This is a genomic window from Rhodococcus sp. LB1, from assembly GCF_001583455.1.
In the GTDB taxonomy this organism is placed as follows: Bacteria; Actinomycetota; Actinomycetes; order Mycobacteriales; family Mycobacteriaceae; genus Rhodococcus_F; species Rhodococcus_F opacus.
This window is the reverse complement of the sequence record NZ_LTCZ01000063.1, coordinates 1-12,118: the sequence shown is the minus strand read 5'-3', so window position 1 is coordinate 12,118 and position 12,118 is coordinate 1. Positions and strand designations below refer to the sequence as shown.

At 61.8% G+C, this 12,118-nt stretch carries 5 protein-coding genes and 1 pseudogene; 5 read left to right on the top strand and 1 reads right to left on the bottom strand.

The features are described 5' to 3' along the window. Positions 1 to 1,913: 1,913 nt before the first annotated feature. Positions 1,914 to 3,362, bottom strand: coding sequence for an aldehyde dehydrogenase family protein (locus AZG88_RS11935; protein ID WP_061697781.1), 1,449 nt, complete (start codon positions 3,360 to 3,362; stop codon positions 1,914 to 1,916). A 1,292-nt stretch (positions 3,363 to 4,654) separates the two neighbouring features. On the opposite strand from AZG88_RS11935, the gene AZG88_RS11930 reads away from it, so the two are divergent. From AZG88_RS11930 to AZG88_RS11915, 5 genes and pseudogenes are all read left to right on the top strand, one after another. After that, on the top strand, positions 4,655 to 6,337 hold the full coding sequence (locus AZG88_RS11930; RefSeq protein ID WP_061697780.1) for an AMP-binding protein: 1,683 nt from the start codon (positions 4,655 to 4,657) through the stop codon (positions 6,335 to 6,337). 62 nt (positions 6,338 to 6,399) lie between these two features. Beyond that, entirely contained in the window at positions 6,400 to 7,725 is a 1,326-nt protein-coding gene (locus tag AZG88_RS11925) for an MFS transporter (protein ID WP_061697779.1), read from the top strand. A gap of 178 nt (positions 7,726 to 7,903) precedes the next feature. Continuing rightward, a pseudogene (locus AZG88_RS11920) lies at positions 7,904 to 8,121 on the top strand (Re/Si-specific NAD(P)(+) transhydrogenase subunit alpha); the annotation flags it as partial. A gap of 21 nt (positions 8,122 to 8,142) precedes the next feature. Continuing rightward, complete coding sequence (locus AZG88_RS49775; RefSeq protein ID WP_082833283.1) at positions 8,143 to 8,517, top strand: WhiB family transcriptional regulator; 375 nt, start codon at positions 8,143 to 8,145, stop codon at positions 8,515 to 8,517. A gap of 2,366 nt (positions 8,518 to 10,883) precedes the next feature. Beyond that, positions 10,884 to 11,606: a FadR/GntR family transcriptional regulator gene (locus AZG88_RS11915; protein WP_005242230.1), complete on the top strand. Its 723-nt coding sequence runs from the start codon at positions 10,884 to 10,886 to the stop codon at positions 11,604 to 11,606. Positions 11,607 to 12,118: the final 512 nt, after the last annotated feature.

The window sequence follows — 12,118 nt, the reverse complement described above, 5'->3', positions numbered from 1 at the left end:
GCGCATTTGCTCTGCAGCACTGCGATACGCGGATCTACGGCTTCGCCGGAAATCGCACATGCGGGTTGCGAGCAGACATGCCAAAAGCCGGTAGACGAACATGTTCGTCCCCGCTGACGTACAGCTGAGCTCCGTGTCGGTGGACTCGAGAACAGAATAACTACTTGCCGCCCCCAACCGTTCGACCAGGCGCGACCCGGTGAATCCAAAGACGACTACGAGTACAACTTCCCTCGGTGTCACAGTGGCTTCTCCTACTCATCTCGCGTGGCCCGTCGGGTCTTCCGGTGCCCGATGCCGAGATCCCCCATGTATCGCTTGTGCGCTGCGCTTACTGGCATGAGGGGATGTGATTGCGCTCACTAGATGAATTAGTAGACCAGACTATTATCTGACTGTCAAACATCTGGCAATGTCTCACCTGTAACTCCCAGCACGGCTTGTCGCTTGGCAACGCCTGAGACTCATAACCATCGAGCTGCGAGAACGGCCCGAACGGCCCTCCGCGCCGATACGGCCGAACAAGGTTGTGGTGTCCGACAGCACGTGCACGTTTATGCGGTCTTCGTGCTCGAAGTTTTCCCGACGGACCAGGATGTTCGGCGCCGGCACCTTGCACCCGAACTGTGGCATGCAGTACCTGGCCGTCCGCTACAGCGAACACCTAAGCGCGGTCGCCAACACGCCCAGCGAAGGTGTTCGGGTGATGGGCCAGGCGCGCGATGATGAGGCGTGCCTGATGATCTCGATGAGCCGAAGCCGCCGGTGGACAAGACGTTCCGAGCGTTTGACCCGGATCAGGGTTTGTTGCTGCCGCCGTCGCTCGACGACTGGCTGCCCGCCGAGCCTCTGGCCTATCGCAGAACTCGTCGACGAGCACCTGGACCTGTCCCGGATCCGCTCCGCGTACATTGAGGGCCGTGCCGCCCCACTACGATCCGCGGCTGATGGTGCTCATCCTGCTCAACGGCTGTACCACCGAAGTGTGCTCGTCCGGGGCGATCGAACGCAAATGCACCGATGACGTGGCTGTTCCGGTGCTCGGAGCGGGGGGCGGACTATCGGGCGATCACCCGGGTCCGCAAGCGGCGCCTGGCCACGCTCGAGCACCTGTTCGTACAGGCGTTGGCGCTGTGTCAGGCCGCGGGCATGATCAGGCTGGGTTGTCGGAGGGGACGAAGTTGCGGACGAACGCCTCCAAACGCAAGGTGATGAGCTACGCCCGCATGCCGGAGAGGAGAAGGCCCTCGCCGCGAGGTCTCGACGAGGCCGAAGACGCCAAGTCGGCGAGAACCGGCGTGGCGACGAACTGCCCGAGGTATCGCGGCGTCGCGAACCCGGCTGGCGACGATCCGGGAGGCGAAGGCCGCCCTCACGGAAGAGGCTCGACAGGCAGCACGGGAGCGGACCGGGACGACGGCTGACCGGCGACGGGGCCTCCGCGTAGTGGTGCAACGCGGAGGTCGTGGTCGACGAGAAACCTCAGGGATCGTGGCCACCGACGTGAACACAAATGCCGTCGATGTCGGCAATCTGATGCCGATGACCGAACAGACCGGCCGATGACCGAACAGACCGGCGGCGAAGACCGGGCAGGTCCCGGACCAGGTCCGCGCCACGCCGGCTACTGCTCGGCCGACAACCTGGACCGCGCCGCCGATTTTCGCCGACGAACACGGCACCGAGTTCGATGTCGCGAGCGGGCATCGGTGCCGTGGCGACCCACCGGCGGCGTCCTCGCGGGCGAATCCGCAAGCCCGCGAACGGCAAGCAGCGCATGGCCTGCAAACGGGCTACCCGGAAGGGTCGGGCGGCACACGCCCGCCGGAAGGTTACGCCGGGCCCAACACCGCCGGCCGTCCCCACTGCAAGCCAGCCCGTCGCGCTATACGATCAGGACTAATCAGGACAGGCTAGAGCCGGGGAAGCACGCGTGCCTCTTCTTCGAACCCGTACACCGACTTGACTTCGAGGTACTCCTCCAAGCCGTAGACGCCCATCGAGCGGCCGATGCCCGATTCCTTGTAGCCACCCATCGGTGTCGTTTGATTGGGACTGGAACCGTTGTAGCAGATACGACCCGCGCGAAGCCCGGATGCGAACTCGTACCCGCGCTTGCGGTCCTCGCTGAACACGTAGCCGCCAAGTCCGAAGATCGAATCGTTGGCAATCTCCAATGCTTGTTCCTCTGTGCGGTACGGCATGACGACCAAAACCGGACCGAAGATCTCCTCCTTGGCCAAGGTCATGTCGGGAGTGACGTCCGCCAGGACGGTGGGCTTGCAGTAAAATCCCCGGTCGAAGCCGTCGATTCGCCCCAGGCCGCCGGTGACGAGCCGCGCCCCTTCCCTCAGTCCGATCTCGATATGACGCTGAACACTGTTGAACTGCTGCGCGTGAACGAGCGGTCCGTGCGTGGTGTTCGGGTCGCTCGGGTCGCCGACTCGCATCAGGTTGATCGCGTCGACCAAGAAGGGAAGGATGTCCTCCACTTGACTCTCGTGCACCAGCAGCCGGCTCGGCGCATGGCAGGACTGGCCGGAGTTCGAGAAGCCGCGCTGAATGTTGAAATGTGCGGCCTTCTCCAGATCGCCGTCGGTCAGCACGATGTTCGCGGACTTGCCACCCAGCTCCAGGCAGGTTCGCTTGACAGTCTGAGCGGCGGCCTCGCCCACCTGACGTCCCGCGGTGGTCGAACCGGTGAACGAGATCATATCCACGTCCGGGTGCCGCGAGAGCCGGTCGCCCACCACACTGCCACGACCGACTACCAGGTTGAATACACCCGGCGGAGTTCCCGCTTCATGCATGACTTCTGCCAGTGCAACGCCCGAGGCGGGCGATGCATCCGATGGCTTAAGCACCATTGTGCAACCCGCAGCGATTCCGTAGATGACTTTGATGACGGAGGTCTGAATCGGCCAATTCCATGGTGAGATAAGGCCGCACACGCCGATCGGTTCTCGTCGAATGATGGTGTCGTCGAGTTGCCGTTCAAACTCGTAATCTCGGATCACGTCCCGCGCGACTCGCATGTGACCGGCCGAGGACTTCACCTGTCCTTTGAAGGAAACGGGGATGCCCACCTCTTTGGCGATCAGCTCGGACAGCTCCGTCTCGCGGCGCTCGTAGGCCTCGATAATGCGGTCGATGAGCTCGATGCGCTCATTGACCGAGGTCCTGGAGAAGCGAACGAACGCTCTCTTCGCTGCCGCTACTGCGAGGTCCACATCCTCGACTCCGCCGCCCGAGGAGACAGTCGCCCACGGCTCTTCCGTCGCCGGGTCGATCAAGGGGCGGGTGCCCGGGATGGACGGCGAGACCCATTCGCCGTCGATGTACAACTTGTCGAAGTGGTCCATTGACTTCCTCCAAAGCGAGCAGAATTGCTTAATGTCAGACTAAATATTCGCCTGCTTGGTGTCAACCTTTTTCCAATTCCAGAAGGACGGCACCCGCAACACCGTCGGTACTGATCCCCACCCCAGCACCACTCTGCATGCAGGCAGGGGTTGACCGTCGACAGCGTCGAAGCTATGACGTGGCTACCGAAAGCCGTCCCGCGGACCACCGACACCTGTTACCGCGCGGTCCGGTGGGGTGAATAACGGGGTCGCTACGTGATACAAACGCTGATACACACATCCCCACGTAGGACAGCACCCAGTCCGATGCGAATCTGCAGCCACCATGGGCTCACTGCGGCTGCGACCTCCTCCCCATCGGGACACATCACATGTCATTCCAGTGCCTGTTCACCAGCGGCTTCCAATTCCCATGCCGCGGCCGCTCGCGCGGTCGCCAGCCTGATACCGGAGTCGCCGCCGGTGAAATGCCATGCGGTCGGTGAAGTCATAGATTGGATTCATCGTGCTTCTCCACGGTCGAGGCTGCCGACCGTGCGGGTGAGTTCATGTAGTCGGCGCCGAGAAACTAGGGCCCCCACGGACGGATTGACGAACAATGCATCTATAGGCAATAGTGTGACAACCTTCACTTAGGTCAGTCAGTTTTACTTGATGTCAGAAAGTGTGTCTAGGTCAATGCGCCTACAGGTCACGTACCGGCACCTGGCGCGCTACCCATACGGCGTGGATGGTGTTGCTGATTGTCGTATCGCTGCAGTGGCACGTGCCAGCCTGGGGGGCGACGCCATTTGGGTGGCGTCTGCGCCGGCGGGTGTTCTCGCGCTTGCCACGATCGGTTTCGTCAGCAGTCCGGTCAGCTACCGGACCGGTGCCTCCTCCTCGCTGACCGGTCTAAGATGCTCCGCTACTTCGCTGGAGCGTCCGTCCGTCTTGCGCGTGAACGCATGTTTTTCGTCGGAGTGGTTTGTTGCGATCGTGGGGCGGCAGTACTCCAACTCATCCCGCGTGCCACTGGGTCGCCGAAGTCGATTCCAATCCAAGGGCAGCGCGAGCTCTCGGCATCCGAGTTGCCACTCGTACGGCTATCGAGTGTTGAGGCTCAAGTGCCACAACGGATTTCGCTGTCGAAACACGCCACGGCGGCCCTCGACAGCAACATCGTCGCGCTGCGCGTCGAGGTAGCCTGCGGCCCAGTGCCGGTCAACCCGTCCGCACATTAGGGTAAGCGTCGAGTGGAATCAGATGTGATCAGTCTTTCTTGTACAGAACAGTTTTCGGAGGCGAAAATGAGCTCGACCATCCAAGGGCTACCCGAGGGCAGCATCGTGCCGGATGCTGAAGCGAAGCGCCGGCTGGACACCGGCGAATGGTCGGTCACCTCGTTGAGTACGTTTCTCGACGATGCGGTAGTCAAGTACCCCCAGCGAGTGGCGGCGGTAAGTGTTGACCACCATGGTCAGACAGTACGGGAAATAACGTTCGCGGAGCTGGACGAGATGAGCCGCCGGGTCGCGGCGGGGCTACAGGCGCGGGGGGTGCGTCCACGTGACGTGGTGACGGTGATGATGACGAACTCGGCAGAGTTTCTCGGGATCGTCTACGGCATTCTGCGGGCGGGCGCGACGTACTCGGGAATTCCGATCACGTATGGGACCCACGAAGTCGAATTCATGACCAAGACAACCGGCACAAAGATGCTGATCGTGTCCCGCTTCCACGGCGGTCGCGACGTCGTGTCCACGGCAATACCCGCGAGGGTGCGCGACAGCAAGGGGCTGGAGGTCGTGATCGTCGGCGAGCCAGTCGGTGACGCCGTCACGCTCGATTCCCTGATGTGCCCAGCCGACGCGTTCGAGCCGGTTCCCGTCGACCCTCTCGGGATCGCGCAGCTCGCCTTCACGTCGGGAACGACGAGCGAACCGAAGGCCGTGATGAATCTGCACACCACGCTTGACGTGGTGGTTCGCGGCTGGGCCGCCCATGTCGGGCACGACTCGCTCGGGCAACCGATGCGCAACCTCGTCATGTCGCCAGTCGGACATTCGACCGGATTCTTCTGGGGAGCCCTTCTGACGGTGCACCTCGGAGGCACGGCGGTCTTCGTGGAGAAATGGAGCCCTGAAGTCGGGGCACAGATCATCCACGGGGCTCGCATCACCTGCATGGTCGGCTCACCGACTTTCCTGATCGACTTGCTGCGGACCGCCGGCCTCACCCGAGAGGAGGCTGACACGCTCTCACTTATCGTCGTGGCCGGTGCGCCGATCCCGCGGCCGCTCATGGCCGAGGCGGAGCGGGCGCTCGGATGCGCGGTGATTCCCGCGTGGGGTATGACCGAGTTCGGTATTGCGGTCTCCGGCCGGCCGGGTCTCGGGAACATCAACCGTGAAACCGATGGTGTGCGGCTCGACAGTGCCGAGATCAGCATCCGCGATCCCGAGGGTGCCGAGGCGCCCGACGGCACCGAGGGTGCCTTGTGGCTGCGCGGTACGGGCATGTTCGTCGGATATTACCACCGTCCTGAGGCGACGCAGGAGGCATTCGACGGCGAGGGTTGGTTCGCGACTGGCGACACCGCGGTGCGTGATTCGCAAGGGTCGGTGACCATCACCGGCCGCACCAAAGACATCATCATCCGTGGAGGCGAAAACATCCCGGTGGGCTCAGTCGAAAGCCTGATCTTCCGGCATCCCGCGGTGACCGAGGTGGCGGTCGTCGGTTATCCCGACGAGCGGCTCGGTGAACGGGCATGTGCATTCCTGCGTTGTCAGGCGGGCACGTCGTTGAACGTCGACGAACTCCGGATCTTTTTGACCGAGTCCGGCCTCGCCAAGCGGTACTGCCCCGAGCGGGTGATAGTCGTCGACGACATGCCGAAGACCATGAGCGGAAAGATCCGCAAGGTCGAGCTGCGCGAGCGACTCGCCGTTGGAGCGTACGCACAGCCATCCGGAACCGTCAGCACGTGATTCTAGATGGCTCAATCTGCACCAGTAACCTACTCGACTTTCACTTTGATTGAAGGTGTTTGATGTCCGGGTCTCCCTCCGCTGCCGACGTGAGGCGCGTGGGTCTTGCCAGCCTGATGGGCACGACGATCGAGTACTACGACTTCTTCGTGTACGGCACGGCAGCTGCGCTGGTCTTCGGTCAGGTCTTCTTTCCGAACTCGAATCCACTGACCGGGACCCTCCTGTCGCTCGCGACATTCGGGGTGGCATTCGTGGCACGCCCGCTTGGTGGAATCATTTTCGGCCATCTCGGGGATCGTGTGGGCCGCAAGGCCGCTCTGGTGACAACCTTGTTGATAATGGGGGTCGCGACCGTCGCGATCGGGCTGGTTCCCTCCTACGGTGCCATCGGGATCGCGGCACCGATCCTGCTGGTCGTCCTTCGGTTCGTGCAAGGCATCGCGCTGGGCGGTGAGTATGGCGGGGCGGTCTTGATGACAGTCGAGCACAGCCCGCCAGGCAAACGGGGCTTCTACAGCTCCTGGGTGCAGACCGGCGCACAGTTCGGACTGATTATTGCCAACGTCGTGTATCTGGTCGTCGGGTCTGCGATGGGCGACGACGCCTTCCTGAGTTGGGGATGGCGTATTCCGTTCTGGGTCAGCAGCCTGCTGGTGATTCTTGGGCTGATGATTCGGCTGCGGCTGGAGGAAAGTCCCGAGTTCAAGGCGCTCAAAGAGTCCAACGACATCCTTCCTGCCCCTGTCCTGGTCGTCTTTCGTCATCACATGAAAGAAGTTCTGCTGATCGCCGGCGCAGCCGTCGGCAATTCCGTGACGTTCTACGCGGCGACTGTGTTCGGTCTGTCGTACGGGGCCACAAAAGGCTTCAGTCGCAACGAGATGCTGGTGATCATCATCGTGGCAGCGGCGTGGGTCATCGCGGCGAGCATCTTCGTCGGCGCCCAGAGCGACGCCTTCGGCCGCAAGCCGATTTTCATCATGGGCAACCTGGCGATTGCCGCGACGGTCTTTGGATGGATGAAGGCCATCGACACCGGCAATCAGGCTGTCGTGATGATCGCGTATCTGGCACTGCTGACCGGTTATTCGATGACGTGGGGCACCATCGGCGTCTTCTTCGCCGAGGCGTTCCAGGGTGCAGTCCGGTACACAGGCCTGTCGCTCGGATTCACCATCGGCGTCATCGTCGGTGGCGCAGTGACGCCCCTGGTTCTCACCAAGCTCGTCGCCGACACGTCTTCGGCGATGCCAGTAGTGCTTTGGGTCGCCGGGTCGACGATCCTCTCAGCCCTGTGCGCCATTCCCATGAGGCAGATCGACGACGGCGTGGGAGGGCTCGGTACCACGCCCAGTCGAACCGGTCGAACGGCTCCACAGCTTTGACAGCAGCACCCATCTATTGCAAACTGCCATACTGCGTCCCAAGAGGTTTCGTCGGTCCCCGTAGGGCCATCGCTGTGGTCGCTGCAAGAGAACTGTCGCCAGGAGCCTTCATCGAAGGACATGCGACGGGGGCATCATCGAGCGATTCCGCGTCAATCACCTCCAACGAGTATGAGAACGCATTTCCCGGGCGCAGTCCATGGAAGCGCTCAGCTCGACGGCCGACATTGCCGACTACCGTGCTGTCGTGGGGCCGCCCACACGTTCGGTCGGTTCTTCACCGGTCAGGTCATCGCCGCGGGCAAGTTCCCGCCGGCCAAGGTTCTGATCGCAGGAGCCGGTGTCGCCGCGATCGGCGCCGAGAGCAGCCTCGGTGCGATCGTGCGTACAACCGATTCCGAATAAGAGAGGACCGAGATGCGCACTACAGCAGACTCTTCCGTATCTTCCCGGCTTCCCATGACTTGGTTCTGGGACTGGCAGCTCCGAGCACGCTGCCGCGGGATGGACATCAATGTCTTCTTCCCCCTGGATGACGAGACACGCGGTGACCGTCTTCGTCGAGAGCGCGTTGCCAAGCAGATATGTCTCGGCTGCCCCGTCCTACGCGAGTGCCGCAGCTACGCTGTGGCGTCGCTGGAAGAAAGCGGGATCTGGGGTGCCACCTCCGAAGTTGACCGCCGGTACCTGGCCCGATCGTCGCCTCGGCGGACCGGCGATCCAAAAACCACCCACCCACGAGTGCCGCCACAGCATTCGGCGCCAAGAGGATTACGCAGGCTCACCGGGTGAACAGCCTCTCCGAGTGGCGTGAGTGCATATCTGGGCAGACGCGAGCCTGTCTCGACCATAACGAAGGCCTCAGACAGGGCGCACAACTTTGGACGATTGAACGTAACGCGCATCATTCACTTCGTTCGTCGGCGACGATTACCGTTCTGACTACGCGGTTGAATCTAGTTGCTAACGAATCGCGTGCTGGCCAATGCGCCATTCGCGAGACCTCCGCGTGGGAGCGCCCTCGGAAGAGGAGGCGAATACCACTGATTGATAGGTCGTTTCAGGGTCTGCTGATCGTTGTCGCCTCTTCGTCGCGATGGATTAATATTCGCCAGCTTGACGAGCATGGTTAATGACTTACAATTATCTAAGTGGGTCCACCATGCCAACGGTAGACGTGACGCACAGTATTCCCGTTGATCAGCCCCGCTCGGAGCTTTACAGCTCGGAACTCCACGGCTGGCGGGTAGTTCGTTGCTTTTGCAGAGGTGACTGCACCACTCAGTTCGATCGATAGGAGCGCAATGCCCGAAGGCAACCAGAGAAGTACCTGGAGCAGCAAGGACTCGGTGCATGTTCCACGTCGCCGCCCCTCTCCAGCGCCGGTACACGTATGGCCGACATCCCAGTAGCTCTACGTAAGCATGGGAGGGATTGGCGTTATCGTCGACGCGCAGAACCTGCAAAGGGCACTCTTGGGACTTCCCCACCCAAGCGCTGATCCACAGGATTTCATTGGATTCGCCCACTCCTGGCTGCCGTATGGCGGCGCGCCGGACGAGGACATCTTTGAGAAATTCGGGATGACACGTACACGCTTTATCGAACGACTCTGGCACACAATTCGGGAGTCTCATGCCGATCCACGTCTCTCTGCGAGGTTGGCCGCCGTTTACCGTCCACCTGGCACAGGTTGGAGAAAGCCAGTAACTACTGGCACAGGTTGAGAAGCCAGTAACGAACGACCCGAATGACTTTCTGAGAAACTGAATAGCACGACACGAAACGTGTTTCAACGTTGATGATTAAGAAAATGCCGTGAGCCGGCGTTCTCCTCGATGCGGGAGGTGCAATTGGGCTCCGGGAGATTGGGACGATCCAGGTCTGCTGTGCGAGCAACCGGCCAGGGGCAGCCTCCCCGGGGTGACGTCCTTGCACCGAGTCCGTTGACGTGCTCGACGAGGGTTGCGTTCGCGGTCGGATTCTTCTCGGTGAGCCGTGGGACCTTGTTGCGCACATCCCGTCGGTGAACGTCGTTGTGGAGCGCACGGTGCCGGCAAATTCCTTGCCGAGCGGACTGAAGGGGACCTGTCCGATTCCAGCCCGGCCAGGGTTGGCAAGATCTCCCCGTGTCCACAGCAAGTACTCGCTGCAGGACGGTGATCCGCTGATGTCACGGAAGATTCCTCGGAAAGCCCGAAGTGCCGCACCTTGCCCTCATGGATCAACTCCCCTACGGTCCCCGCGACGTCCTCGACAGGCAGGCCCATCTGGGTCGACGCGGTGCTGGTAGAACAGGTCGCTTCGGTGACGCCTCGGGAGGCGACGTATCCGCTCTGGTCGGCTGTCGAGACGGAACTGGGTTGCCTTCGATGCGCCAACCACTTCGTGGCAATTACGACCTGGTCACGAGTCGGTTCAACTACCTCATTGACGTTGGGCTGCGGGTCGACGCGACCACATCTAATCCTGCGGTAGGCCGATCGCCAGGGGATCACGTTGGCGAGCACGGTCTCTACGATTCCCCGGCGACAGGGCAGCATCACGGGCCCCGGTAGTCCCGCACCGTGCGCAGCCGACGGCCGACCGTGGTGATTCGCGGCACCGCACCACCCCGTAGCAGGTCGTCGCGACATATGGGAGTTCTCGTCGAGCGCCCTTCCTGTAGTGGTGGTTCACAGGGTGTCCATCGAAGGCAATCTGGAGAAGCTCCCGGCCACCGGACGCGCTGGGTGGTTCGATGCACAGGCAGCCAGACCAAGCCGGACTGGCGATTGGTCGCCTGATGACAACATGCGCGAGCTCATGCCCCCTACGGGGACCGCTTTTGTACGGCCTGCATCCTGTCGGAGCAGGTCAGTGTACGGGAGCGTTTGTCGCACACCTGCCCCACTCGGGTTCTGGGAATTTCAGTCTCCGGATCGACTCGCGACGTTCCATTTGTCTCGCCCAGCGCATCCATCGACTACAATCTACAATACTGTCATATCTTTTACGTAGTCTGCGTGGGATGTAGGGGAGCCAGATGTTTACACCACAGCAAAAGGGATTCCCGCCGAGGTGATCGCGCACCCCTTGGAGGACGCCTGCATCTGCGAGACTGTAGGACAATTGCCGACCGCCGAACGGTCGCGCGTCCAACCACAACTGGAGACCCGATGGCATCTACCGCAAACAAATCCTTCAAGGCGACGCAGGTCACCCGGCCGCGAGATCAGGTGGAGGCACAGCTCCGGGAAGCGATCTTGGACGGTCGTTTCGCGCAGGGCGACAAGCTTCCGCCCGAGACCGAGCTCGCTCAGCTGTTCGGTGTGAGTCGACCCACCGTTCGCGAGGCCCTCGGCGCCCTCGTCAGCTCTGGGCTGATTCGCAAGATCCCTGGCGTCGCTGGCGGCAGTTTCGTCAACACCGTGACGCCCGACTCTCTGAGCCAGATGCTCAGCGAGTCAATGGACACTATTTTGCGAATTGGCGCGCTAGACGTCGACGAGATCACCGAAGTCCGTCGTGTTCTCGAGATCCCCGCCGCGCAGTGGGCGGCGCGCAACCGCAGCGATGAGGATATCGCCACGATGCAGTCAGTCATCGACCAGCAGAAGAAGATCACCATCGACGACCCGAACATTCCGGAATACGACCTGCGTTTCCACACCGCCATCGGTTTCGCCTCCGGCAATCGCCTGCTGGCCGCATTCATCGCCGCGGTGCACAACGCCACCCATCCAGCGCAGTTCCTCGAGGTCACCCGCGATGTTGCACAAAAGACAGTTCGGCAGCACATCGCCATTGCCAAGGCCATCGAGTCAGGCGACGCGGACAAAGCTGGGGAGGAGATGCGCAAGCATCTTGACTTCGTTCTTCGCTACTCACTACCTTGCTGATTCTCGAGAACTGCGTGCAAAGCCTTCCGAAGTTAGTTGTTATCCGACCAGTAAGTTGCAGTTTGCTCATCCGCCGCCAAATGACCCGTCGCCCGGTGGTAGGCAGCGAGGGGACCGCAGCCGCGGTCCCCTCGCTGTGACCGTTGACTGGCCACTATCCGGGTGCCAGTCAGCGACGTCGGCTACCGATCGGGCTCTCCGATTCGGTGCAACCGGCCTGGAAGCGCCGGTGATGACCCACTTGAACGATGACAGTGTGGACGTGGTCGATATCCCTGCGAAGCTGGCCGCGCGGGGGCGGCTGCTCTCCACCAGTCACGGCCAAGAGAAGTCCGGTCGGCGCTTCGAGTTCCGTTGAGCAGAACCGGACCTTCGACATGCATGTCCATGCCCGACGCGTCCTCGAAGCGGATACGTTTACCACCGACCATATTGTTGACCAGCACACTGAATTTCGGCTCCGGATTGCCATCAGCGCGAGCAGCAGCTCTCGGCCCTAGGGCGTGTCTCCC

Coding starts and splice junctions, on each gene's coding strand:
- AZG88_RS11935 (WP_061697781.1), bottom strand. CDS start 3,362: ATGGACCACTTCGACAAGTTGTACATCGACGGCGAATGGGTCTCGCCG.
- AZG88_RS11930 (WP_061697780.1), top strand. CDS start 4,655: ATGAGCTCGACCATCCAAGGGCTACCCGAGGGCAGCATCGTGCCGGAT.
- AZG88_RS11925 (WP_061697779.1), top strand. CDS start 6,400: ATGTCCGGGTCTCCCTCCGCTGCCGACGTGAGGCGCGTGGGTCTTGCC.
- AZG88_RS49775 (WP_082833283.1), top strand. CDS start 8,143: ATGCGCACTACAGCAGACTCTTCCGTATCTTCCCGGCTTCCCATGACT.
- AZG88_RS11915 (WP_005242230.1), top strand. CDS start 10,884: ATGGCATCTACCGCAAACAAATCCTTCAAGGCGACGCAGGTCACCCGG.